18 protein-coding genes are annotated in these 23,796 nt (G+C 66.7%); 13 read left to right on the top strand and 5 right to left on the bottom strand.

Annotated elements, in window-relative coordinates; all coding sequences use genetic code 11:
- The first annotated feature begins 141 nt into the window (after positions 1–141).
- Positions 142–1,428 carry a diguanylate cyclase gene (locus tag QYL93_RS04300; RefSeq protein WP_305742499.1) on the top strand — a complete coding sequence of 429 codons (1,287 nt, stop codon included), beginning with the start codon at positions 142–144 and terminating at the stop codon, positions 1,426–1,428.
- A 4-nt stretch (positions 1,429–1,432) separates the two neighbouring features.
- Here the strand turns inward: QYL93_RS04300 and QYL93_RS04305 are convergent, their stop codons facing one another.
- Entirely contained in the window at positions 1,433–1,903 is a 471-nt protein-coding gene (locus tag QYL93_RS04305; RefSeq protein ID WP_305742500.1) for a YqaA family protein, read from the bottom strand.
- Between the two features lie 153 nt (positions 1,904–2,056).
- On the opposite strand from QYL93_RS04305, the gene QYL93_RS04310 reads away from it, so the two are divergent.
- From QYL93_RS04310 to purH, 4 genes are all read left to right on the top strand, one after another.
- Positions 2,057–2,596 (top strand): M15 family metallopeptidase, encoded by a 540-nt coding sequence (locus QYL93_RS04310; RefSeq protein ID WP_305742501.1) that lies wholly within the window; start codon positions 2,057–2,059, stop codon positions 2,594–2,596.
- A 153-nt stretch (positions 2,597–2,749) separates the two neighbouring features.
- Complete coding sequence (gene dusB, locus QYL93_RS04315; protein WP_305742502.1) at positions 2,750–3,805, top strand: tRNA dihydrouridine synthase DusB; 1,056 nt, start codon at positions 2,750–2,752, stop codon at positions 3,803–3,805.
- Positions 3,802–4,035 (top strand): Fis family transcriptional regulator, encoded by a 234-nt coding sequence (locus QYL93_RS04320; protein ID WP_057201739.1) that lies wholly within the window; start codon positions 3,802–3,804, stop codon positions 4,033–4,035. The genes dusB and QYL93_RS04320 overlap by 4 nt, the downstream gene beginning before the upstream one ends.
- 99 nt (positions 4,036–4,134) lie before the next feature.
- Positions 4,135–5,736 (top strand): bifunctional phosphoribosylaminoimidazolecarboxamide formyltransferase/IMP cyclohydrolase, encoded by a 1,602-nt coding sequence (gene purH, locus QYL93_RS04325; protein ID WP_057269018.1) that lies wholly within the window; start codon positions 4,135–4,137, stop codon positions 5,734–5,736.
- A gap of 233 nt (positions 5,737–5,969) precedes the next feature.
- Here purH and QYL93_RS04330 read toward each other — a convergent pair whose 3' ends face one another.
- Positions 5,970–7,748, bottom strand: coding sequence for an alkaline phosphatase (locus QYL93_RS04330; protein ID WP_305742503.1), 1,779 nt, complete (start codon positions 7,746–7,748; stop codon positions 5,970–5,972).
- Between the two features lie 74 nt (positions 7,749–7,822).
- Positions 7,823–9,034, bottom strand: coding sequence for a 4-hydroxybenzoate 3-monooxygenase (gene pobA, locus QYL93_RS04335; RefSeq protein ID WP_305742504.1), 1,212 nt, complete (start codon positions 9,032–9,034; stop codon positions 7,823–7,825).
- A 186-nt stretch (positions 9,035–9,220) separates the two neighbouring features.
- Here pobA and QYL93_RS04340 point away from each other — a divergent pair, with 186 nt between their 5' ends.
- Positions 9,221–10,018, top strand: coding sequence for an IclR family transcriptional regulator C-terminal domain-containing protein (locus tag QYL93_RS04340; RefSeq protein ID WP_305742505.1), 798 nt, complete (start codon positions 9,221–9,223; stop codon positions 10,016–10,018).
- A 4-nt stretch (positions 10,019–10,022) separates the two neighbouring features.
- Here the strand turns inward: QYL93_RS04340 and hemL are convergent, their stop codons facing one another.
- Both hemL and QYL93_RS04350 read right to left on the bottom strand, forming a co-directional pair.
- Positions 10,023–11,333, bottom strand: coding sequence for a glutamate-1-semialdehyde 2,1-aminomutase (gene hemL, locus QYL93_RS04345; RefSeq protein WP_305742506.1), 1,311 nt, complete (start codon positions 11,331–11,333; stop codon positions 10,023–10,025).
- Positions 11,317–12,267, bottom strand: coding sequence for a bifunctional hydroxymethylpyrimidine kinase/phosphomethylpyrimidine kinase (locus QYL93_RS04350; RefSeq protein WP_305742507.1), 951 nt, complete (start codon positions 12,265–12,267; stop codon positions 11,317–11,319). Before QYL93_RS04350 ends, hemL begins: the two co-directional genes overlap by 17 nt.
- A gap of 94 nt (positions 12,268–12,361) precedes the next feature.
- Between QYL93_RS04350 and QYL93_RS04355 the strand changes: the two genes are divergently transcribed.
- From QYL93_RS04355 to QYL93_RS04385, 7 genes are all read left to right on the top strand, one after another.
- Positions 12,362–12,535: a rubredoxin gene (locus QYL93_RS04355; protein WP_082604130.1), complete on the top strand. Its 174-nt coding sequence runs from the start codon at positions 12,362–12,364 to the stop codon at positions 12,533–12,535.
- A 49-nt stretch (positions 12,536–12,584) separates the two neighbouring features.
- Positions 12,585–12,983, top strand: a complete 399-nt coding sequence (locus QYL93_RS04360) for a PleD family two-component system response regulator (RefSeq protein WP_034692846.1) — start codon at positions 12,585–12,587, stop codon at positions 12,981–12,983.
- The gene (locus tag QYL93_RS04365; RefSeq protein WP_007853160.1) at positions 12,983–13,348 is read left to right on the top strand and encodes a PleD family two-component system response regulator; all 366 of its coding nucleotides are present in this window, start codon (positions 12,983–12,985) and stop codon (positions 13,346–13,348) included. The genes QYL93_RS04360 and QYL93_RS04365 overlap by 1 nt, the downstream gene beginning before the upstream one ends.
- 15 nt (positions 13,349–13,363) lie before the next feature.
- Entirely contained in the window at positions 13,364–13,891 is a 528-nt protein-coding gene (locus tag QYL93_RS04370; RefSeq protein WP_057201746.1) for a chemotaxis protein CheW, read from the top strand.
- A 21-nt stretch (positions 13,892–13,912) separates the two neighbouring features.
- A complete protein-coding gene (locus QYL93_RS04375; protein ID WP_305742508.1) occupies positions 13,913–16,198 on the top strand; it encodes a methyl-accepting chemotaxis protein in 2,286 nt (761 codons plus the stop codon).
- Between the two features lie 51 nt (positions 16,199–16,249).
- Positions 16,250–22,537 carry an Hpt domain-containing protein gene (locus QYL93_RS04380; RefSeq protein WP_305742509.1) on the top strand — a complete coding sequence of 2,096 codons (6,288 nt, stop codon included), beginning with the start codon at positions 16,250–16,252 and terminating at the stop codon, positions 22,535–22,537.
- Between the two features lie 97 nt (positions 22,538–22,634).
- Positions 22,635–23,786 (top strand): PilT/PilU family type 4a pilus ATPase, encoded by a 1,152-nt coding sequence (locus tag QYL93_RS04385; protein ID WP_305742510.1) that lies wholly within the window; start codon positions 22,635–22,637, stop codon positions 23,784–23,786.
- Positions 23,787–23,796: the final 10 nt, after the last annotated feature.

A 23,796-nucleotide genomic window follows, 5' to 3' on the forward strand; every position in this document is an offset into this window, starting at 1 on the left:
GCGATAGGCTGTACCTAAAATACCGGGTCCCATGATCGGGGCCCTCGACTGGGCGTGTGCGCCATGTTTGTGCGGGCGAGGCCCTGCTGGCTGTCCATTGACTGAAAAAACGAACGTTTCCAACCAAGTGCACAGACCACCATGGGCGCCACCTCCCCTTTCTCGACGCTCTTCGGACGCAAGAAGCCGCTGTTTGCCAACACGGACGCCTTTCCGCTGACGGACGCCATCCTGGAGTTCGATGACTCCAGCGACGAGACGCCGGCGCAGCGTCACCACTCGCGCCGCGAGATGGACCTGTCCGCCCAGCCGCGCGACCGCGCCGCCACCCAGCGCTGGTGGGTGGCCAGCGGCCTGATCGCTCTTTACTTCGTGGCGCTGCTGGGCTTTCATGCCATGGACCTGGTGCAGGCACGCACCGTGTTCGTTGCGCTGGCGCTGGTGGCCGTGTGCGTTCCGGGCTTTGCCCTGGCGTTTGCGCTCGGGCTGCACCACCGCGCCAAGGAAAAGCAACTCAAGCTGCCCATTTCCATGGTCGCCTGCGCGGGCCTGCTGGTGGTCTGCTACCTCGACCCCATCCTGCAGATCCTGATGGCGCCGTTCGCCTTCATCGTCGTCGCCTATGCCATGTATCGGGTGTCGGGCCGGGCGCTCATGGCCCTGGCCGGCATGCTGATGGCGGGCTACGCCCTGGTCATTGCCGTGCACTACGCCGAGCAAGGCAACCCGGCACTGCTGCGGCTGGAGCTGGCGCACTGGCTGGCGCTGGCGCTGGCACTGCCCGCCTTCATCCTGCTGATCGGCAAGGTGCAGAAGCTGCACCGCGTGCTGCACCGCGCCAGCCGCAAGATCCGCAACATCCAGGAAGACGCCCAGCGCGACACGCTGGTGGGCTGCTTCAACCGGCGCTACACGGTGGCGGCGCTCGAAGAGCAAAAGCAGTTGGCCGACGAAAGCGGCATTCCGCTGTGCCTGGCGGTGATCGACCTGGACCATTTCAAGCGCATCAACGACGAGCTCGGCCACCTGGGTGGTGATGAGGTGCTGCGCACCTTCTCGCGCGTGGCGCAGGACAACGTGCGCGCGGGCGACATCTTCGGGCGCTACGGCGGCGAGGAGTTTCTGCTGATCTTCCCGGGCACCTCGCTGCTGCCGGCCCTCAATACCTGCGAGCGCATCCGCTCGCACGTCGAGTCGCATCCCTGGACCGATGTGCTCAAGAGCCGGGTGTCGGTGTCCATCGGCGTCACGCAGTACATCCTGGGCGAGTCGGTGCTCGAATTCTTCTCGCGCGCCGATACCGCCATGTACATGGCCAAGGAGGGCGGGCGCAACCAGGTGGTAGTGGAGGAGCCCGTCTCCAAGGGTGATTCGTCCATCGCACCCCTGGGCACCGAGAAGGATTTCCTGGGGACTCCGGCGCCCTGACCGGTCAGGTGCCCAACTGCCCGGGCATGAAGTGCAGCAACACGGTGGTCATCACCAGGTAGCGCATGAACTTGCCCACCGCCATGTAGGCCAGGCAGGGCCAGAACGGCAGCTTGAGCCAGCCGGCCACGGCGCACAGCGGGTCGCCCACCACGGGCAGCCAGCTGAGCAGGCAGGCGCGGGCGCCAAAGCGTTCCAGCCAGGCCAGCGCACGCACATTGGTTGTGTGCCCACGGGCCTTGTCCACGGCCTTGTGGGCTCCGAGGCCCATCCACCAGCTGACCCCGCCGCCCAGGGTGTTGCCCACCGTGGCCACCAGGATGGCGGGCCAGTACATCTCCGGGTTGAGCTTGATGAGGCCGAACACGGCCGGCTCCGAACCCAGCGGCAGCAGTGTTGCCGAGATGAACGAGACCACGAAGACAGTGCTCAGGCCGAACTGCGGCAGGGCCAGCCACTGCATCAGCTGGTGCATCCATATTTCCATGCACCGGAGTTTAGGGGCACCCCGCGCACGCAAAGCCGGGTGATGGTTCCGTCCTACACCGGTGCGCGCCATCCGCGCATGGCCCGTGGCAAGGTCTGTTTGTATCGTTCATGGACGCTACCGCTCAAGCAGGAGGCCCCCATGCACAGCACCCACCACACCACCACCGCAACCCACCGCAGCCCCTGGCTATCGCTGGCAGCGGCTGCGCTGCTGGCCGCATGCGTGCAAAGCCCCCAGGCGGCTGTACCCCAGCCAGTGGCCGCGTTGCCATCGGGTGCGATCAGCGTGGTGCAGGAGCGCGGCTGCGGTGCCAATGGCCAACCGGCGGCCCTGCGCTCTGCGCAAGACGGCCTCAAGGCCCAAGGGATGGCGCTCAAGGCCCAGTGCGATCTCCAGACAGGTGCCTGGGTGGTGCAGGTCATCGTGGTCGACGGCATGCGTGCCAGCAAGGTGGTGCGGGGGCCTCTGGCCGATGGAGGCGAGGTGGACATGGGCACGCCCTCCGGGGTGCTGACCTCTGCCACGCAGAACCTTTCGCCGGACGTGCACCACAACCGCCAATGGCTGCGCGCTTTGATGGCGCACCACCAGTTCGATAACCTGCCCGGCGCCTGGTGGCACTATGCCCAGCGCGGCGTGTCGGCAGGGGCCGACGACACCGACCTCGCGGCGCGCTGACAAGGCATTCCGGATGGCGCGCGGCGGCATTGTTGCGCCGCAGCACAGACGGGCTGTAAAAGTCGCGCAGATTTCATTTGCTGAAATTTTGAGCAGGTACAATCCTGCCTCCTTTTTCAGCATTCGCAGCTTCGGCGCACCCCCACCCTTTCCATGCACATCGGCCACATTTCTTTGGCGAACCGCTTGTTCGTCGCCCCCATGGCGGGCGTCACGGACCGGCCGTTTCGCCAACTGTGCAAGGAACTGGGGGCGGGCTATGCCGTGAGTGAAATGGTGACCTCGCGCAAAGACTTGTGGAACAGCCTCAAGACCTCGCGCCGGGCCAACCACGAAGGGGAACCGGGGCCGATCGCGGTGCAGATCGCCGGCACCGAGGCGCAGATGATGGCCGAGGCCGCGGTCTACAACGTGGAGCGCGGTGCGCAGATCATCGATATCAACATGGGCTGCCCGGCCAAGAAGGTGTGCAACAAGTGGGCCGGCTCGGCCCTGATGCAGGACGAGGCGCTGGCCGTGTCCATCGCGCAGGCGGTGGTCGAGGCCTGTGCGCCGCACAAGGTGCCCGTCACGCTCAAGATGCGCACCGGCTGGTGCCAGGAGCACAAGAACGCCGTCGCGCTGGCGCGCCAGTTCGAGGCCGTGGGGATCCAGATGCTCACGGTGCATGGGCGCACGCGCGAGCAGGGCTACAAGGGCCATGCCGAGTACGACACCATCGCCGCCGTGAAGGCGGCGGTGCGCGTACCGGTGGTGGCCAACGGCGACATCAGCTCGCCCGAGAAAGCGCGTGAGGTGCTGGCCGCCACCGGGGCCGATGCGATCATGATCGGCCGCGCGGCACAAGGGCGGCCGTGGATCTTCCGCGAGATCGGGTATTTCCTCGCCACCGGCGAACACCTGGCGCCACCGCTGGTGGCCGAGGTGCGGCGCCTGCTGCTCGAGCATCTGCACGACCACTACCGCCTGTATGGCGAGCTGACCGGGGTGCGCAGTGCGCGCAAGCACATTGCCTGGTACCTGCGCTCCATGCCGGGCGGCGAAGCCTTTCGACAACACATCAACACCATAGAGGACTGCGCGGCCCAGTGGCAGGCGGTGGCGGACTATCTGGATGCCCTGGCGCAGCAGATGGACCGCTTTCCCGCCGCCAGCACACTGGCTGCCGACGCGGACCCCAGCGAAGAACAAGAGGGATTGGCTGCATGAGCAAGAAACATATTGAAGAATGCGTGCGCGAGAGCCTGCAGGGCTACTTTCGCGACCTGGGCGGCGAGACGCCCGATGGCATGTACGACATGCTGGTGCGCGTGGTCGAAAGGCCGCTGCTGGAAGTCGTGATGCAGCAGGCCGACAACAACCAGTCGCGCGCTGCCGAATGGCTGGGCCTGAACCGCAACACCCTGCGCAAGAAGCTGGTGGAGCACAAGCTGATCTGAGGCCCCGTTGCGCCGGGCAGTGCTGGCGCTCCCCACTACCGCAGTGCAGTTGCCGGCAACTGCACCCCACCCGATTCCAAACTCCTTTACCGACCTGCCATGAACGCACTTCTTTCCGTCTCCGACAAAACCGGCATCGTTGAATTTGCCCAGGCGCTGCACGCCCTGGGCATCAAGCTGCTGTCCACCGGGGGCACCGCCAAGCTGCTGGCCGACAAGGGCCTGCCCGTGACCGAAGTGGCCGAGGTCACCCAGTTCCCCGAAATGCTCGACGGCCGCGTGAAGACCCTGCACCCCAAGGTGCACGGCGGCCTGCTGGCGCGCCGCGAGCTGCCCGAACACATGGCCGCGCTCAAGGCGCATGGCATTGACACCATCGACCTGCTGGTAGTGAACCTCTACCCCTTCGAGTCCACCGTGGCCAAGGCCGGCTGCACCCTGGCCGACGCCATCGAGAACATCGACATCGGCGGCCCCGCCATGGTGCGCAGCGCCGCCAAGAACTGGAAGGACGTGGGTGTGCTGACCGATGCCTCGCAGTACCCCGCAGTGCTCGAAGAACTCAAGGCCTCGGGCAAGCTCTCGGACAAGCTGCGCTTCGCGCTGTCGGTGGCGGCATTCAACCGCATTGCCCAGTACGACGGTGCGATCAGCGACTACCTCTCGTCCGTCAGCTTCGAGGAAGACAAGCTGTCCGAAACCTACGTGCCCGCGCGTGCCCAGTTCGCCGGCCAGAGCAACGGCATCTTCACCAAGGTGCAGGACCTGCGCTACGGCGAGAACGCCCACCAGCAGGCCGCGCTGTACCGCGACCTGCACCCCGCGCCCGGCTCGCTGGTCACCGGGGTGCAACTGCAGGGCAAGGAGCTGTCGTACAACAACATCGCCGACGCCGATGCCGCCTGGGAATGCGTCAAGAGCTTCGAAGCGCCCGCCTGCGTCATCGTCAAGCACGCCAACCCCTGCGGCGTGGCCGTGGGCCTGGACGCGCTGGACAGCTACGGCAAGGCCTTCCAGACCGACCCCACCAGCGCCTTCGGCGGCATCATCGCCTTCAACCGCCCGGTGGACGGCAAGGCGGCACAGCAGATCTCCAAGCAGTTCGTCGAAGTGCTGATGGCCCCGGACTTCACGGCCGAGGCGCTCGAAGTCTTCAAGGCCAAGGCCAATGTGCGCCTGCTCAAGATCGCACTGCCCGCCCATGGCGGCACCACCGACTGGCAGCGTGGCCGCAACGCCATGGATGCCAAGCGCATTGGTTCGGGCCTGCTGCTGCAGACCGCCGACAACCAGGAGCTGTCGCTGATCGACCTCAAGGTCGTGACCAAGAAGCAGCCCACGCTCGAAGAGATGGAAGACCTACTGTTCGCCTGGAAGGTGGCCAAGTACGTCAAGAGCAATGCCATCGTCTTCTGCAAGGGCGGCATGACCATGGGTGTGGGCGCCGGCCAGATGAGCCGCCTCGACTCGGCCCGCATCGCCAGCATCAAGGCCGGCCACGCCAACCTGTCCCTGCAGGGCACCGTGGTGGCCAGCGACGCGTTCTTCCCCTTCCGCGATGGCCTGGATGTCGTGGTCGACGCCGGTGCCACCTGCGTGATCCAGCCCGGCGGCTCGATGCGCGACAACGAAGTCATCGACGCTGCGAACGAGCGCGGCGTGTCCATGGTGTTCAGCGGCGTGCGCCATTTCCGGCATTGAGCCGGTGGCGATGCCAGCGGCATCGCCATATCACCGAGAGGAAAGGCGGCCCGGGCCGCCTTTCCTCTTTGGGCCCGCGCTGCGCGCCACCCGCGGCGTATGAAACGGGCGCGACCTAGACCAGTGCCCCCGTGCAAGGGCCGCCCCGCCGCACCGGGGGCGTCCCCCTCCCGCATTGCGCAGCAATGCGAGAGAGGGGTGAAGGCGCGAAGCGACTCAGGGGGGGTTTCACGTCATGCCGGCACGATGCGCCCGCGCCCTGCAGCGCCGGCCAGTACCTTGAGCGACTTGTCGGTGCTGGCGGTGTAGCCGCGGCTGGTGATGGTGTTCACGTAGACCCAGTCGGCGCGGCACTCGGTGGCCGTGGCGGTGAGCAGCATGTAGCCGCGGCGCGAGGTGTCGCAGTATTTGAGCGGCGAGATCAGTTGCTGCAGTGCGCCGGCCAGCACGGCCGGGTTTTCCTTGGGCAGGTAGTCCTCGAACCCAGGGGAGGTGACGGACGAAGTGGCGAACTCCACCCCCACGGCATTGCCGCCCATGTCGGCCAGCTCGTTGGCCCAGGCGTTGTGCGTGTCGCCCGACAACACCACCAGGTTCTTGTTCAGGCCACGCGCCATGCCCAGCACGGTTTCGCGTGCGGCCTGGTAGCCATCCCAAGCATCGAGGTTGTAAGGGATCGAAGGCTGGGCCAGCACGCCCTTTTCAGTGGCGCTCAGTGTGGCGGGCGCCGTCTGTGCCTTGGCCACCATCGCTGCGTACTGGGACACGCTCACCCCGGCCCCGGGCTGCAGGGTGTCGATGAGGATAGGGGCGGGGATGTTCATGCGTCCCATCAGCACCTGCTGGCCCAGCACCTGCCAGGTGGCGGACGATGCCGCCATCTGCTGCTGCAGCCACTGGGTCTGCGTGCTGCCCATGAGCTGGCGTGTGGGGGCGCCCACGGCGGCGGAGAAGCCTGCAGCATCAAAGCCGTTGGCCGTGAAGAAGCGGGTGTAGTCGGCCGGCTCATCGCGCCCGATCACGCGGGTATCGAGCATGTGCAGTGCCACCAGGTCGCCGAAGGCAAAGCTGCGGTAGATCAGTTCGGGCTGCGCGTTGCGGGTGGGCATCCACTCGTGGTAGGCCTGCATGGCCACGGCCTTGCGCGTGGCAAAGCTGCCTTCAGTGGCGCTCTGGTGGTTCTCGGCCCCGTTGGCCCAGGTGTCGTTGGCAATCTCGTGGTCGTCCCACACCGCGATCATGGGGGCGGCGGCATGCAGGGCCTGCAGATCTGTGTCGGTTTTGTACTGGGCGTGGCGCGTACGGTAGTCGGCCAGCGACAGGATTTCACCCACAGGCTGGGAGAGGCGGCCCAGTTGCTCGGCATTGGCAGATGCGTAGCCGCCCCGGGCATATTCGTACACGTAGTCGCCCAGGTGCACGGTGGCGTCCAGGTCATTGCGGCGCGCCGCCTCTGCATACACGTTGAAGTAGCCGGCGGGGTAGTTGGCACACGAGAACACGGCCAGGCGCACCTGGGACACGCTGCCGGTGGGCAGGGTGCGCGTGCGCGCCGTGGCCGAAGCGGCGGCGTAGGCCATGAAGCGGTAGTAGTACGGGGTGGCCGGCCTGAGGCCGGTGGCATCGACCTTCACCGTGAAGTCGCGGCCTGCCGTGGCGGTCGCCGTGCCCTGGGCCACCAGGGTGGCAAAAGCGGAGTCGCTCGCCACTTCCCAGCGCACGGGGATGTCGGCGCTGTGGTTGGCGGGCGGCGTGACGCGCGTCCACAGGATGACGCGATCGCTCAGCGGGTCGCCGCTGGCCACGCCATGCGCAAAGCGCACCTCCGGCGCATCGTCGCTGCCGCCGCAGGCCGCCAGGGGCAGGGTGCCCAGTGCTGCAGCACCGAGCGCCAACTGGCGCACAAAGCTGCGGCGGCTGCGATGGGCCGGATCGGCTGGGGCATGGTTCTCGGGGGCGTTGACCTGCAGCAGATTGGTCAGCGGGCGTGGGGTGCGGGGAGGGCGGTTCATGGTGGAGCGGTCCGTTGTGTATCCGCCAAGGCTCGCATGGCGGTGTGACGGACCGATGAACGGCCACCCCGTTGTCAGCGCCCGTGTGCCGCCGTTGTTGCCTGCGCCCCGAAATCCATCGGCAGCCCCACGTAGTTCTCGGCCAGCGCGGTGGATGCGGCGCGCGAGTGGACCAGGTAGTCGAGCTCCGCCTCCTGCATCTTCTGGCCGAACTCGCCGGTGTCCGGAAAACGGTGCATCAGTGAGGTGAACCACCACGAGAAGCGCTCGGCGCGCCACACGCGGCGCAGGCAGCGGTCGGAGTAGGTGTCGATGCCGGCATCCGACTTGTCGCCGTAGTGGTCGGCAAAGGCATTCCACAGGTAGCCCACGTCGCTGGCCGCCAGGTTCAGGCCCTTGGCACCGGTGGGCGGCACGATGTGGGCGGCGTCGCCGGCCAGGAACAGGCTGCCAAAACGCATTGGCTCGGCCACGAAGCTGCGCAGCGGGGCGATGCTCATCTCCAGGGCAGGGCCGGTCACCAGGTTTTTTCGCGCCTCGGGGTCCAGGCGCTGGCCCAGCTCGGCCCAGAACTGCTCGATGCTCCAGTTCTCGATTTTGTCGGTGTTGGGCACCTGCAGGTAGTAGCGGCTGCGCGTGGTGCTGCGCATGCTGCACAGCGCAAAGCCGCGCTCGGTGTTGGCATAGATCAGTTCGTGCGAGACAGGCGGCACATCGGCCAACACGCCCAGCCAGCCGAAGGGGTAGACGCGCTCGTAGGTCTTGAGTGCGCCTTCGGGCACGCTGGCGCGGCACACGCCGTGGTAGCCGTCGCAGCCAGCGATGAAGTCGCAGGTGATTTCGTGCGTCTGGCCATCCTTCTCGTAGGTGACGCGGGGCTTGCCGCCGTCGAAATCGTGCACGCTGACGTTGCCGGCCTCGTACACGGTGACGAGGCCTGCGGCGGCGCGCGCATCCATCAGGTCGTGTGTGACCTCGGTCTGGCCATACACCGTCACGCGGCTACCGCCGCTGAGCGCATGCAGATCGATGCGGTGTCGCTCGCCCTTGAACAGCAGCTCGATGCCGTCGTGCGGCAGGCCCTGGGCATGGGCGCGGGCGCTCACCCCGGCTTTTTCCAGCAGGTCCATGGTGACCTGCTCGAGCACACCGGCGCGGATGCGGCCGAGCACGTAGTCGGCGCTGCGCTGCTCGATGATGACGGCGTCGATGCCGGATGTGTGCAGCAACTGGCCGAGCAGCAGACCGGCCGGGCCGGCGCCGATGATGGCAACCTGGGTACGCATGGATGAACCTCGCAAAGCTGGGAAAGGAAGGCCCCGAGCACCGGCTCGAAGGCATTGCCCAAGCGTAGGTTGACGCAGGTCAACGCGGGGTGCCGCCCGGCCGGTTGCGTGCGATGTGCAGATGCTTTGTGCGATCATCGCGCAATCACTGCGTTCCTTGCCATCCCGCTCCATGGCGCCCGCCCCATGAACACCCCTCCCACCCCCACATCCACCCCCATCGCCAAGGCCGACTTCATCGAGGGCATGGCCAAGGGCATGGCCGTGCTGGAGAGCTTCGACACCGAGCGCCAGCGCCTCAATGCCTCGCTGGCGGCGCAGCGCACGGGGCTCACGCGGGCGGCGGCGCGGCGGCACCTGCTCACGCTGGCGCACCTGGGTTACCTGGAGAGCGATGGCAGCTACTTCTGGCTGGCGCCCAAGGTGCTGCGCTTTTCGGGCAGCTACCTGGCATCGGCCCGGCTGCCGCGCGTGCTGCAGCCCACGCTGAACCGGCTGGCCGCGCAGACGCAGCAATCCTTTTCGGCCGTGGTGCTCGACGGCAGCGAGGTGGTGATCGTGGCGCGCAGCGGGGTGTATGGCGCGCCCTCGCGCGTGCTGGCCTACGGCCTGCACCTGGGGGCGCGGCTGCCGGCCCACCCCACGTCCACCGGGCGGGTGCTGCTGGCGGCGCTGCCGGCGGCGGCACTCACCACCTGGCTCAAGGGGGCCGCGCTGCAGCGGCTCACGCCCCACACACTCACCCAGGTGGGGCCGCTGCGCCAGGCCATCGCCCGTGCGCGGCGCGACGACTGGTGCCTGGCGGCGGAAGAGCACGAGCTGGGCGTGCATGCCCTGGCCGTGCCGCTGCGCAACCTGCAGGGGCAGACCGTGGCGGCGCTCAACGTGGTGGCTTCGCCCAGGCAACTGGACGAGGGCAGCCTGCAGCGCGAGATGCTGCCTTTGCTGCAGGAAGCCGCGCGCGAACTGCGCGGCCTGCTTTAAGCGCCTACTTCGCGAGAAGCTTGAAAACTTCGCGCGCGGCAGCCACCGTGGCGTCGATGTCGTCCGCGCTGTGGGCGGCGCTCACGAAGCCGGCCTCATACAGCGCTGGCGCTATATAGATACTGCGGTCCAGCAGCCCATGGAACAACTGGTTGAAGCGTGCGCTGTCTGTCTTGAGCACCTCGGGGTAGCTCTGGGGCAGGGTGGGCAAGAGGAAGAAGCCGAACATGCCGCCCTCGCAGTCGGCGCTGAAGGGCACGCCCTCGGCCGCGGCAGCGGCCTTGAGGCCATCCACCAGCGACTGGGTGCGTGCCGACAAGGCCTCGAAGAAGCCGGGCTTCGTGATCTCGCGCAGCGTGGCCAGGCCGCAGGCCGTGGCCACCGGGTTGCCCGACAGGGTGCCCGCCTGGTACACGGCGCCGATGGGCGCCAGGTGCTCCATGATGGCGCGCGGCCCGCCGAAGGCCGCCAGCGGCATGCCGCCGCCGATCACCTTGCCCAGCACGGTCAGGTCAGGCTTGAAGCCTGGAATGTCCTTGGCATACACGCCCTGGGCGCTGGTCAGGCCCACGCGGAAACCGGTCATCACCTCGTCCAGCACCAGCAGCGCGCCATATTCGGTGCACAGCTCGCGGCAGCGCTGCATGAAGGGGACGCTTGCGCGCACGAAGTTCATGTTGCCGGCGATCGGCTCGATCATCAGGCAGGCCAGCTCCTTGCCGTGCAGGGCAAAGGCTTCTTCGAGCTGGGCGATGTCGTTGTATTCGAGCACCAGGGTGTGCTGTACCACCTCGGGCGGCACGCCCGCGCTGGTGGCGTTGCCGAAGGTGGCCAGGCCCGAGCCGGCCTTGACCAGCAGGGCGTCGGCATGGCCGTGGTAGCAGCCGTTGAACTTGATGATCTTGCTACGGCCGGTGGCGCCGCGCGCCAGGCGGATGGCGCTCATGCCGGCCTCGGTGCCCGAGCTGACCAGGCGGATCATCTCCATCGAGGGCACCAGGCCGATGATCTCCTCGGCCAGCTCCACCTCGCGCTCGGTCGGCGCACCGAAGCTGAAGCCTTCGAGCGCCGCCTTCTGCACCGCCTCGAGCACGGCCGGGTGGCCGTGGCCCAGGATCATCGGCCCCCAGGAGCCGATGTAGTCGATGAAGCGCTGGTCGTTGGCGTCCCAGAAGTAGGCGCCCTGGGCACGCTTGACGAAGCGCGGCGTGCCGCCCACGGCCTTGAAGGCCCTCACGGGCGAGTTCACGCCGCCGGGGATGAGCGCCTTGGCGCGTTCGAACAGGGGGATGTTGAGATCAGTGCTTGGTGTCATGGGGGGGCATCACAAAGCCTTCGATGGCTGCTGTGTCGTCAATCGGTGCGTCGTCGTCGTCCCCGTCCTCGTCATCGGGCTGGGCCCAGAACATGCGGTCGGGCACGATGTGCCCCATTCCGGGGCGGAAACCGGCGTCCAGGCAGCGGTCCAGGTAGCCCAGCGCTTCGCTGGTGGCCTCGCCCAGGTCGTTGCCGCTGGCCACCAGGGCCGTGAGAGCGGCCGACAGGGTGTCGCCCGCGCCCGAGAAGGTGGCGTCGAACAGCTCGAACTTGCCGCTGCCCAGCACCGTCTGGGGCGAGGCCAGCACGTTCTCGACGAACTGCTCGGGCAGGGGGATGCCGGTGACCAGGGTGTAGGGCACGCCCATCTCGGAAGCCGCCCGGGCAATGTCGCGCGCGGTGGGGCTGCGGTCGCTCTTCCAGTCCGGCAACAGCCAGCGCCACAGCGTACTGTGGTTTCCTACCAACACTGAGGTCTGCGGCAACAACAGCTCTCGGAAGGCGTCCAGGTACTCGTCGATCTGCTCTTCCGTCCACCAGGACAGGTTGGGCATGTACGCTATCACCGGGACTTCGTCATAGTCTGTGGTTATTTCGGCGATGGCGCTGATGTTCTCGGGGCTGCCCACGAAACCCACCTTGATGGCCTGCACGGGCATGTCTTCCAGCACCGCCCGGGCCTGCTCGGAGACGGCCTCGTCGTCGAAGCTGAAATGGTCGAATATCTGCGCCGTATCACGCGCGTAGGCCCCCGTGACCACCGCGATGGGGTGGCCGCCGACGGATGCGATGGTGGTGATGTCGGCCGTCAGGCCGCCCGCGCCGCTGGGATCGCTGGCGTTGAAAACGAGCACGCAGGCCGGGCTGGCTTCGTCACCGGATTCGTCGTCGGCGTGTTCGATGTCGGGAGGGGGGAGTGCGGATGTGGTCATGGTCCAGTGGCGGCATCGGGGGTGGCACGGAAGCTGCAGCCCGGGGAGATGACTAGATACAATCGTTGCATTCTATGTGAAGGCCCTTTAAGCTGTGATCGACTCTAAAACTTGGATGTGTTTGATCTGCGGGTGGATTTATGACGAGGCAGAGGGTGCGCCCGAGCACGGCATTGCCCCCAACACGCCATGGGACCAGGTGCCCATGAATTGGACCTGTCCTGAGTGTGGCGCCCGCAAGGAAGATTTCGAGATGGTTCAGATTTGATGCGCGGCTCGGGCCGCGCTGTTTGTTTTTCCATCGGGAGCATTAGCAATTGACTACAACAGGCGCATCTTTCAAAGTGCTCGTGGTGGATGACAGCAATACCATCCGCCGAAGCGCCGAGATTTTTCTCAAGCAGGGGGGGCACGAAGTCTTGTTGGCAGACGACGGCTTTGATGCTTTGGCGAAAGTGAACGATTACCAGCCGCAGCTGATTTTCTGTGACATTCTCATGCCCAAGCTCGACGGGTACCAGACCTGCGCGATCATCAAGCGCAATGCCCGATTCGCAGATACCCCGGTGGTGATGCTGTCCTCCAAGGACGGCGTGTTCGACAAGGCGCGCGGGCGCATGGTCGGCTGCCAGGAATATCTCACCAAACCGTTTACCAAAGACCAGTTGCTGCAGGCCGTGCAGCAATTTGGCAATGCCCAACAAGGAGCGATGTAATGCCCATCCAGAAAGTTCTGGTCGTCGACGATTCGAAGACCGAGTTGATGTTTTTGACCGACCTGCTGCAGAAAAAAGGCATGCAGGTGCGCACGGCCGAGAACGCCGAAGAAGCCTTCCGCCGCCTGGCCGAAGACAAGCCCGACCTGATCCTCATGGATGTGGTGATGCCCGGACAGAACGGTTTTCAGCTCACGCGTGCGATCACCCGTGATCCGCTGTACGCCGATGTGCCCATCATCATGTGCACCAGCAAGAACCAGGAGACCGACCGGGTCTGGGGTATGCGCCAGGGCGCGCGCGGCTATATCACCAAGCCGGTGGATCCCGCCGAGCTGCAGGCCAAGATTGACGCGCTGAACTGAGGCAGCGGCGCGTTCATGGCCAACCGCGAAGCCCTCCGCGAGCTACAAGTCCGACTGGCCAGCCGTCTTCAGGCCGCCAGGACGGAAGGCTTGTCCGTATCGTCCTGGCTGGCTGTCGAGACAGCAGGACAGTACTACCTTCTACCTCTCGCCCAGTCGGGCGAGATTTTTCCTTGGGTCACCGTCCAGCCTGTGCCGTACACGCAAAGCTGGTTCCTCGGTGTCGCCAACCTGCGCGGCGGCCTGGTCGGTGTTGCCGATCTCGCCGGCATGCTGGGCACCACGGTCACGCGCACCGAGCAGGCGCTGTCCGAGTCCAGCCTGCTGGCGTTCAATGCCGTGCTCGAAGTGAATGCCGCCTTGCTGGTGGACCGGCTGGCTGGCCTGCGCGGCACGGAGTCCTTCGTGTCCTCCGAGCCTCCCGCACCCGAATCTCCCGCATTCTTCGGCACCACCTACATCGATGCAGGTGGTGCGCGCTGGCAGGAGCTCAATTTGCAGATCCTGTCCCAACATCCCGCTTTCCTGAGCATCAGTGCTTGAGTTTTTCTGTAAGGCTGCACCATGTCCGTCGTCAATCAATTTGGAAAACTGTTCAACCGGAAACCCGGCACGCCGAACGCCGCAGCGGGCCACGCCGCGGCCGATGACGGCCAGGATCTGATGGGGACCGGTTCGCTCGAGGCAGCGGCGCTGCGCGAGTACCAGAGCGATGCCATGAACAGCGTGCAGGGGGATCCCGGCGGCTATGCCCCCGAACTCACCGAACCCGATAGCGACGAAGACCTGATCTCCCTGCCGGTGCTGGGTACGTCCACGGCGGCCGGCCACCAGCGCCGCCTGCTGGCCTTGCTGGCCATTGGTGTGGTGGTGCTGGGTGCAATCGCCTTCTGGGTGCTGCAGCAGGCAGACCGTTCCGCACAGCAGCTCGCCGCTACCGGCCAGTCCCTGATGCAGTCGCAGCGCCTGGCCAAATCGGTGTCGCAGGCCCTGGTGGGTAGCCCCCAGGCCTTCCCCGACGTGGTGGAAAGCTCGGGCGTGCTGGCGCGCAACGTACGCGCCCTGACCGCTGGCGACAACGAGCTCGGCGTGCAATCGCTGGGCGAGCCCTACAAGCCCGATCTGGACGCCGTGACGCCGCTGATGGAGCGCGCTGAGCGCAACGCCGGCGTGGTGATGGGCCAGCAAAAGATCCTGACCCAGGTGGGTGACGCTCTGCGCACCATCAACCGCCAGTCGTCCGACCTGCTGGAAATCGCCGAAACGGTGTCCTCGCTCAAGCTGCAGCAGAACGCCCCCGCCGCCGAGATCTCGGCCGCCGGCCAGCTGGTGATGTTGACCCAGCGCATCGGCAAGTCCGCCAATGAATTCCAGACCATGGAAGGCGTGAGCCCGGAAGCCGTGTTCCTGCTGGGCAAGGACTTGAACTCCTTCAAGGAAATCGCACAGGGCCTGCTGGACGGCAGCCCCGAACTGCGCCTGTCCGCCACCAAGGACGGCCAGACCCGCGAACAGCTCGATGCCCTCGTGAAGCTGTACGAGCAGACCCGCACGCAGGCCAGTGCCATCCTGGGCAACCTGCAGGGCCTGGTGTCGGCCCGTGAAGCGCAGTCCGCCATCATTGCCGACAGCGAACCGCTGCGCCGCCAACTGGAAAACCTGCAGGGCAAGCTGTCCGCACAGACCGGCCTGGGTGCCGGGCAGATCGGTGCCCTTGCCCTCGCGGGCCTGTTCGTGCTGCTGTGCGGTATCGGCATTTCGCGCGTCCAGCTGCTGGACAGCCGCGGCCGCCAGACGGCTGCCGAATCGCAGCAAAAGGACGCCAAGCGCCAGGAGCAGGAAGCCAAGCGCGTCAACGACGCCAACCAGGCCGCCATTTTGCGTCTGATGAACGAACTGCAGTCGGTCGCTGAAGGTGACCTGACCCAGGAAGCCACCGTGACCGAAGACATCACCGGCGCCATCGCCGACTCGGTGAACTACACGGTGGAAGAACTGCGCCAGCTGGTGGGCAGCGTGCAGAACACGGCGACCCGCGTGGCACAGACGACGGCCCAGGTGGACAGCACCTCGACCGAACTGCTCGCCGCCTCGACCGAGCAGCTGCGTGAAATTCGCGAAACCGGCCGCTCGGTGCTGGACATGGCGACCCGAATCAACGAAGTGTCCACCCAGGCGCAAGAGTCCGCCACGGTGGCCCGCCAATCGCTGCAAGCCGCTGACTCCGGTCTGCAGGCCGTGCAGAACGCCATCGGCGGTATGAACTCCATCCGCGACCAGATCCAGGACACCTCCAAGCGCATCAAGCGCCTGGGCGAATCGTCGCAGGAGATCGGTGAAATCACCGAGCTGATTTCCGACATTACCGAGCAGACGAACGTGCTGGCACTGAACGCCGCCATCCAGGCTGCATCCGCCGGTGAAGCCGGCCGAGGCTTCTCGGTGGTGGCCGAAGAAGTGCAGCGACTGGCTGAACGCTCCGCCGATGCCACGCGCCAGATTTCGGCGCTGGTGAAGGCCATTCAGACCGACACCCAGGATGCCGTGGCCGCTATGGAGCGCTCCACGCAGGGTGTGGTGGAAGGGGCCCGACTGTCCGACAGCGCCGGTACCGCACTGACCGAAATTGACCGCGTGTCGCGCCGCCTGGCCGACCTGATTGAACAGATCTCGTCCTCGACCTCCCGTGAAGCCGTTCTGGCCAACGAAGTGGCCGACAACATCCAGCACATTTTTGCCGTGACGGAACAGACCGGTGAAGGTACCCGCACGACGGCCCAGCAGGTGCGCGAACTCTCGCACATGGCCGAAGAATTGCGCCAGTCTGTCGCCCGTTTCAAGATCGCTTAAGGCGATCCGTAGTCATCAACCAGCTGGCTCATTGCAGCCGGGGACGAACCCATGCCATCTATTGATGTCAAAAATGCACCGGCCGCAGACTGGACCCAGGGAGAGCAGGACCTGGGTCCTTTGGCTTGGGTGCTCGACGAACTGCGCAAATCCCTGGGGGGCGCTGTCAAGTCGATGCGCCGCTTTGTGCGCGACGTGGAAACAGCGACCGAGTCGGACCTTGCGGCGCTCGACGCCGGCGCCTTGCGCATTGCAAGGCAGCAACTGCACCAGGCCAGCGGCGCGCTGGAAATGGTCGGCATGGGGCCACCGGCGCTCGTGCTGCGGGCCATGGAGGCCGCCGTGCAGCGCTTTGTGCAACGCCCTGAGCTGTGCACCGATGAGGCCACCAGCACCATCGAAAAAGCTAGCTTCGGCCTGATCGAATACCTGGAAAGCGTGCTGTCCGGCAAGTCCGTCTCGCCCGTCGCCCTGTTTCCCCAGTACCGTGAAGCCCAGGCCCTGGCCGGAGCCGAGCGCGTGCACCCCGCAGACCTGTGGCCTGTGGAGCGGCGTTTCCGCGAACCGGAAGTCACCATCCCTGCGGAACCCCTGCCCTATGGCCCGCAGGCGCGGGCGCACCTGGACGCGGCGGTGCTGCGCATCGTCAAGACGGGCGACCTCAAGGCCGCCCGCAGCATGTACGAAACCTGCCTGGGCCTGGTTGCGGCCCAGTCGGACCGCCAGTCGCGCGCGTTCTGGAAGATCTGCGCTGCCTTCTTCGAAGCCTTTGCCGGCGGCCTGCTGCCAGCGGACGTGTATGCGAAGCGCGTGGCTTCCCGCGTGCTCATGCAGTACGCCACCCTGGCCAAGGGCGACAACACCATTGCCGACCGCCTGGTGCAGGACCTGCTGTTCTTTTGCTCGCAGACCACGGTGCCTGCGGGCGCAGAGGCCAAGTTCCCCGCGCTGATGACCGTGCGCCATGCCTTCAGCCTGGACCGCTTCAAGCCGGTGGACTACGACACCGCGCGCTTTGGCCGTTTCGACCCTGCCGTGCTGGCCCAGGCCCGCAAGCGCATTGCCGCCGCCACCGAAACCTGGTCGGCCCTGGCCGGCGGCGACCGCAACAAGATCAAGCCCGCTGCCGACCAGTTCAGCCTGGTCTGCGATTCGCTGCGCAAGCTCAGCCCTGGCAGCGAGAAGCTGGCCACGGCGCTCACGCACGTGATGGACACCACCACCAAGTCCGGCGAGCCGCCATCGGCCGCTCTGGCCATGGAAGTGGCCACCTCGGTGCTGTACCTGCAGGCTGCGTTCGAAGAGCTCGATGCGGCCGAAGACCAGATGGCCGTGCGCGCCGCCCGCCTGTCCGAGCGGCTCGAAGCCGTGGGCTCCGGCGCCGAACCCGAGCCGCTGGAAGGCTGGATGGAAGAGCTGTACCGCCGTGTCAGCGACAACCAGACCATGGGCAGCGTGGTGGACGAACTGCGCGCCACCCTGGCCGAGGCTGAAAAGTCGCTGGACCTGTTCTTCCGCAACCCCAAGGACGCCACGGTGCTGGCGCCGGTGCCCGGGCACATGGCGCAGATGCGCGGCGTGCTGTCCGTGCTCGGCCTGGACCAGGCCTCGCTGGCCGTGGTGCGCATGCGCGACACCGTGGACCGCCTGCTCATCAACGACATCCCCGAGGAAGAGCGCCAGCCCGTCTTCGAGAAGCTGGGCAGCAGCATGGGGGCCCTTGGCTTCCTGATCGACATGCTCAGCTACCAGCGCGCCATGGCGCGCAAGCTCTTCGTCTATGACGAGGAACTGGGTGAGTTGCGCATTCTCACGGGCCGCACGCGCGCCCGCGTCAGCGACACCCAGGAAGTCACGCCCGCCAAGCTCGAAGAGCGCGCCGCCATTCCGCTGCCCGATGTGGTTCCGCGCTTCCCGGTCGAAGAGCCCGAAAGTGCCCCCACCGACTTCTCGCCCCTGCCCGGCGAATTTGCCGAGCCCGCGCCCGCCCCGGCGCCGGTCGAGCAACTGGCTCCCGAGATCGGCTTCGGCCACCTGGGTGCTGCGCCTGCATCACCTGTGGCACCCGTGCCAGCCCCGGCGCCAGCCGCCTTGCCGGCACCCGTGGTGCGCCCCCCGGTGGACGTCGAAGACGAACTGCTCGAAATCTTCCTGGAGGAAGCGCGCGAAGTCGTCACCACCGGCCTGGCAGCCATCGCCACCCTGCGCAATGAGCCGGGTGAACTGAGCGAGCAGACCACGCTGCGCCGTGCCTTCCACACCTTGAAGGGCAGCTCGCGCATGGTGGGCCTCAACGACTTCGGCGAAGCCGCCTGGTCGATGGAGCAAGTGCTCAACGCCTGGCTGGCCGAGCAAAAGCCCATGCACGCGCCGTTGCTGCAGCTGTCCACCGATACGCTGCACGCCTTTGGCGACTGGGCCGACAGCCTGGCCTCGGGCAATCCGACCCATTGGCAACCCGAGGCCTTCCGCAAGGCCGCAGAGGCCATGCGCCAGGATGGCACCTTGCTGCCATTGACGGGCGGCGCTGCCGAGGTCGCCTCCCTGATCGAGGTGCCTGCCGACAACACCGTGGCCGAAGTACCCGTCGAGCTGCCTGATGCCGCGCCCCAGCCGGTGGAAGACTTCGTGCCTGTGCCGGAACTGGTCGATGTCCCCTTCACCCTGGAGCCAGCGCCTGAAGCCTTGCCGCACGAAGACGAAGAAATCGTCCACGCCGACTTCGTTTCCACCGAAGTCCCTGAAGACGCCGTCGAGCCCGAGATCATCGCGCTTGAGGCGCCCAAGGAAGTGCCCGACACCAGCTCCACGGTCACCGAGGAGATTGACTTCGCGGTGTTCGCCGAAGCCGTCGCGCAGGTGCCCGACAGCATCGACGCACCGGCCGCCATCGAGCCTCCCGTTGTGGTCGAGCCAGTCGCCGCCACCGTGGTGGACTTCGATCTGCCGCTGCTCGATGCCTTCGAGATGGCCGCTGAGCCCGCTCCTGCACCCGTGCCCGAGCCGGTGGTGCAGGCCGTGTTCGACACCCCGTTCGAATTCGCGCTCGACGACCAGTTGCTGGAAGCCGGCGCCCCCGCACAGCCCGAGGCCGTGCCGGAGCCCGAAGCCGTTCTGGAGTTTGTCCCAGAGCCTGAACTGCAGGCCCCGGCCGTGGTGGCCGAGCCCGCCCAGCCTGTTGAAGCGGTGCTGGAGCCCGTCCTCGATGTGCTGCCAGAAACCCCGGCAGCCCCCGTGGCACCGGTCGCTGCGCCCGTGGCCGAAGAGGCTTCCTTCGACGAGGCTGTCAAGATCATCGAGACGCTGCGCATCGGCATCCCGCTGTACAACGTCTACCTGAACGAAGCCGATGAATGGTCGCGCCGCCTCGTCACCTGCCTGCAGGAATGGTCGCTGGAGCTGCACGAACCCCTGCCGGACACGGCCGTGGCCCTCGCGCATTCACTGGCGGGCAGCTCTGCCACGGTGGGCTTCAATGCGCTGTCCGAAATGGCGCGCGTGCTTGAGCATGCGCTGCAGCATGTACAGCTGCAGACGCGCGGCTCCGAAGAACAGGCCCGTGTCTTCATGGATGCGGCGGAAGACATCCGCCGCCTGTTGCACCAGTTTGCTGCCGGGTTCCTCAAGGAGCCCAGCCAGGAAGTGCTGGAAGCGCTGCGCCAGATCCTGCAGACGGAGGTCGACAACACCCTGACGCCGATCGAGGATGAGCTCGACGATGAGCCAGTCCTGGATGCGGAAGCAGAAGCAGAAGCAGAAGCAGAAGCAGAAGCAGAGGACGCTGCTGCGGCAGCGCTGGCAGCGGCTGAGGTGGCTCCCGCCCTTCCCGTTGTCCCCACCGGGCATGTGGCACCCGCGCTGTCGCCGGTGGTGCACGACAGCGACCACGACCAGGATGTGGACGATGCCATCGCGCGTGCGGTGGCGCTGTCGTCCGACCTTGACGATGACATTGACGTCATCGACGTGATCGACCCCGACCTCTTCCCGATCTTCGAAGAAGAAGCCCAGGAACTGCTGCCCCAGTTGGGCGGCGCCCTGCGCCAATGGGCCTCGCGCCCCGACAACCTGGGCGCCCGCAGCGAAGTGCTGCGCGCACTGCACACGCTCAAGGGCAGCTCGCGCCTGGCCGGTGCCATGCGCCTGGGCGAAATGGCCCACCGCCTGGAGTCCGCCATCGAGCAGCTTGATGTGGACACCGTCACCAGCGCCGAGATCGAGCCGCTGCAAGCCAGCTTTGACGGCCTGCAGGCCAATTTCGCGGCCTTGAGCGCCATTGGCAGCCAGGGCCCTGCCGATGCGGTCGTCACGCTGCCGGTGGCTACCCAAGCGCCAGCCGCTGCAGCTGCACAGCCTGCCGCCGCTGCGGCAACGGTAGCCAGCACCCCGGAACAACGGCCTGCCGCTGCCGCCGTGGCGCCAGCCGCTCGCCTGGCAGGTCCGTCGCAACTGGCACCGCTGCGTGTCGCGGCCAACCAGTCGGTGCGCGTGCGCGCCCAGCTGCTGGACCGCCTGGTCAACCAGGCGGGCGAGGTGATGATCAGTCGCTCGCGGCTGGACGTGCGCCTGTCGCAGTTCCGCTCCTCGCTGACCGACCTGTCGGGCAACCTGGACCGCCTGCGCCTGCAGCTGCGCGACATCGAAGTGCAGGCCGAATCGCAGATGCAGTCGCGCCTGGCGCTGTCCAAGGATTCGGCCGCCGGCTTCGATCCGCTGGAGTTCGACCGCTTCACCCGCGTGCAGGAGCTGACCCGCATGATGGCCGAGTCCGTCAACGACGTGGCCACCGTGCAGCGCAACCTGCAGCGCACCATGGAAGGCGCCGAAGACGACCTGATCGCCCAGGGCCGCCAGGCGCGTGAGCTGCAGCGCGATCTGCTGCGCACCCGCATGGTGGAGTTCGAGGGCATCGCCGAACGCCTGTACGCCGTGGTGCGTCAGGCGTCCAAGGAAACCGGCAAGCAGATCAAGCTGGACATCACCGGCGGCTCCATTGAAATGGACCGCGGCGTGCTGGATCGCATGACCCCCGCCTTCGAGCACTTGCTGCGCAACTGCGTGGCCCACGGTATCGAGAACCCCGAAGCCCGCGTGGCCGCGGGCAAGCCGGCCTCGGGCACCATCACGGTGGACCTGCACCACGAAGGCAACGACGTGTCGGTGGAGTTCCGCGACGACGGCGCCGGCCTGAACCTGCCGCGCATCCGCGAAAAGGCCATTGCCCAGGGGCTCATCGAGCCGGGCCTGGACCTGAGCGATGCCGACGCCGCCAACCTGATCTTCACGCCCGGTTTCAGTACCGCCAGCGAAGTCACGGGCCTGGCTGGCCGGGGCATCGGCATGGACGTGGTCCGCTCCGAAATCAACGCCCTGGGTGGCCGCATCGAGACCACGACCGAGACCGGCAAGGGCGCTGCCTTCCGCATGGTCCTGCCCCTGACCACGGCGGTCACGCAGGTGGTGATGCTGCGGGCCGGCGACCTGTCCATCGGGGTGCCTGCCAACGTGGTTGAAATCGTGCGCCGCACCTCGGTGGCCGATCTGCAGGAGGCTTACAAGGCGGGCTATTTCGACGACGGTACTGAGCGTGTGCCCTTTTTCTGGGCCGGCGCCTTGCTGCAGGCCTCGGCACGCAGCCACGACTCTGTCGGCAAGACCCGCCCCGTGGTGGTCTTCCGAAGCGCCTCGCAGCGCATTGCCATGCACGTGGACGAAGTGCTGGGCAACCAGGAAGTGGTGGTGAAGAACCTCGGGCCGCAGCTGTCGCGCCTGCCTGGCCTGGCCGGCATGTCCGTGCTGGCCTCGGGGGCCGTGGTGCTGATCTACAACCCGGTGGCCCTGTCCACCGTGTACGGCGACCAGGTGCGTGCCGCCAGCGAAAACCTGCCCATGGTCACCGACCGGGTGGATGCCAACGGTGCCACCGCAGCATCGCTGCCGTCGGGCATCAGCCAGGTGCCGCTGATCCTGGTGGTGGACGATTCCATCACCGTGCGCCGCGTCACGCAGCGCCTGCTGCAGCGCGAAGGTTACCGCGTGGCCCTGGCCGCCGATGGCCTGCAAGCGCTGGAACGCCTGCAGGACGAGCGCCCGACGGTGGTGCTGTCGGACATCGAAATGCCCCGCATGGACGGGTTCGATCTGGCGCGCAACATCCGCGCCGACGGTGCCCTGCGCGACCTGCCCATCATCATGATCACCTCGCGGATTGCCGAGAAGCACCGCGAGCATGCGATGGAGCTCGGGGTGAACCACTACCTGGGCAAACCTTACTCGGACGAAGAGCTGCTCAGCCTGATTCAGCACTACGCCCGCATCGCCGCTGCCGCAGAGGCCTGACAAACCACCCGACGCCTGCATCCCTCACCGGTGCAGGCGTTGGTGTTTGTGGGGACCTGCGGCTTGTTTGTGTTTGTCAGCCTGATCAGAGGTACCGATGGAGTCGACTTCACCTGCCGGCGACAGCCGGCTGCTGGCCTGCCTGGGCCTGGTGGCGCGCGAAGGCGCGTCCGACCTGTTTCTGCTCGCGGGCGCCTCGCCCACGGTCAAGCGCCAGGGGCTGTACGTTCCCATCTCGCGCCAGGTGCTGGGCGCCGACGATATCCGCATGATGGCCTACTCGGTGATGCGCAAGGCGCAGCGCGAGGAGTTCGAAGCCACCATGGAGTGCGACCTCTCGTACACCACGCCGGACGGCGAGCGCTTTCGCTTCAACATCCACATGCAGCGCGGCCAGGTCGGCATCGTGGTGCGGCATGTGGTGTCGAACATTCCGCAGCTTGACCAACTGGGCCTGCCGCCCGTGCTCAAGCAGCTGGCGTTCTTGAACGGCGGGCTGATCCTGACCGTGGGCGCAGCGGGTTCGGGCAAGACCACCACGCTGGCGGCCATGCTGGACCACCGCAACGAGCACGCCAACGGGCACATCCTCACCATCGAGGACCCCATCGAGTACCTGCACAACCACAAGAAGTCCCTGGTCACCCAGCGCGAGGTGGGGCTCGATACGCTGTCGTACGACGAGGCCCTGCGCCGCGCCATGCGCGAGGCTCCCAGCGTGATCCTGATCGGCGAGATCCGCGACCGCGCCACCATGCAGCATGCGCTGCACTACGCGCAGTCGGGCCACCTGTGCGTGTCCACCCTGCATGCGCACAACGCCAGCCAGTCGGTGCAGCGCATCTTGAACTTCTTCCCCGAGACGGCCCACCAGCAACTGCTGATGGACCTGTCGCTGAGCCTGAAGGCTGTCGTCGCGCAGCGCCTGATCAAGAGCGTCGAGGGCACCCTGGTGCCTGCCACCGAGGTCATGCTGCTCACGCCCTATGTGGCCGACCTGATCCAGAAGGGCCAGGTCGACGAGCTCAAGACCGCCATCATCCGCGGCACCGAGCAGGGCATGGGCAGCTTCGACCAGTCGCTGCTGGCCCTGGTGGAGGCCGGCTCCATCACCCCGGCCGAGGCCGTGGCCAATGCCGACAACCGCACCGATGTGACCCTGCGCCTGCGCCTGGCATCGGGCAATTCACTGGCCATCGACGATGGCGGCATGCAGATGGCCGAGAAGCCGCGCGACTCGAGGCTCTGACCACGCCGCC

It is taken from the genome of Acidovorax sp. A1169 (genome assembly GCF_030704685.1).
In the GTDB taxonomy this organism is placed as follows: Bacteria; Pseudomonadota; Gammaproteobacteria; order Burkholderiales; family Burkholderiaceae_C; genus Acidovorax.

What these genes read in the sequence shown, in the direction of transcription:
- QYL93_RS04305 (WP_305742500.1), bottom strand. Translation starts at nt 1,903, where the DNA reads ATGCACCAGCTGATGCAGTGGCTGGCCCTGCCGCAGTTCGGCCTGAGC.
- QYL93_RS04350 (WP_305742507.1), bottom strand. Translation starts at nt 12,267, where the DNA reads ATGACCACATCCGCACTCCCCCCTCCCGACATCGAACACGCCGACGAC.
- QYL93_RS04370 (WP_057201746.1), top strand. Translation starts at nt 13,364, where the DNA reads ATGGCCAACCGCGAAGCCCTCCGCGAGCTACAAGTCCGACTGGCCAGC.
- QYL93_RS04330 (WP_305742503.1), bottom strand. Translation starts at nt 7,748, where the DNA reads ATGAACCGCCCTCCCCGCACCCCACGCCCGCTGACCAATCTGCTGCAG.
- QYL93_RS04300 (WP_305742499.1), top strand. Translation starts at nt 142, where the DNA reads ATGGGCGCCACCTCCCCTTTCTCGACGCTCTTCGGACGCAAGAAGCCG.
- QYL93_RS04310 (WP_305742501.1), top strand. Translation starts at nt 2,057, where the DNA reads ATGCACAGCACCCACCACACCACCACCGCAACCCACCGCAGCCCCTGG.
- QYL93_RS04320 (WP_057201739.1), top strand. Translation starts at nt 3,802, where the DNA reads ATGAGCAAGAAACATATTGAAGAATGCGTGCGCGAGAGCCTGCAGGGC.
- pobA (WP_305742504.1), bottom strand. Translation starts at nt 9,034, where the DNA reads ATGCGTACCCAGGTTGCCATCATCGGCGCCGGCCCGGCCGGTCTGCTG.
- purH (WP_057269018.1), top strand. Translation starts at nt 4,135, where the DNA reads ATGAACGCACTTCTTTCCGTCTCCGACAAAACCGGCATCGTTGAATTT.
- QYL93_RS04380 (WP_305742509.1), top strand. Translation starts at nt 16,250, where the DNA reads ATGCCATCTATTGATGTCAAAAATGCACCGGCCGCAGACTGGACCCAG.
- dusB (WP_305742502.1), top strand. Translation starts at nt 2,750, where the DNA reads ATGCACATCGGCCACATTTCTTTGGCGAACCGCTTGTTCGTCGCCCCC.
- QYL93_RS04385 (WP_305742510.1), top strand. Translation starts at nt 22,635, where the DNA reads ATGGAGTCGACTTCACCTGCCGGCGACAGCCGGCTGCTGGCCTGCCTG.
- QYL93_RS04340 (WP_305742505.1), top strand. Translation starts at nt 9,221, where the DNA reads ATGAACACCCCTCCCACCCCCACATCCACCCCCATCGCCAAGGCCGAC.
- QYL93_RS04375 (WP_305742508.1), top strand. Translation starts at nt 13,913, where the DNA reads ATGTCCGTCGTCAATCAATTTGGAAAACTGTTCAACCGGAAACCCGGC.
- hemL (WP_305742506.1), bottom strand. Translation starts at nt 11,333, where the DNA reads ATGACACCAAGCACTGATCTCAACATCCCCCTGTTCGAACGCGCCAAG.
- QYL93_RS04365 (WP_007853160.1), top strand. Translation starts at nt 12,983, where the DNA reads ATGCCCATCCAGAAAGTTCTGGTCGTCGACGATTCGAAGACCGAGTTG.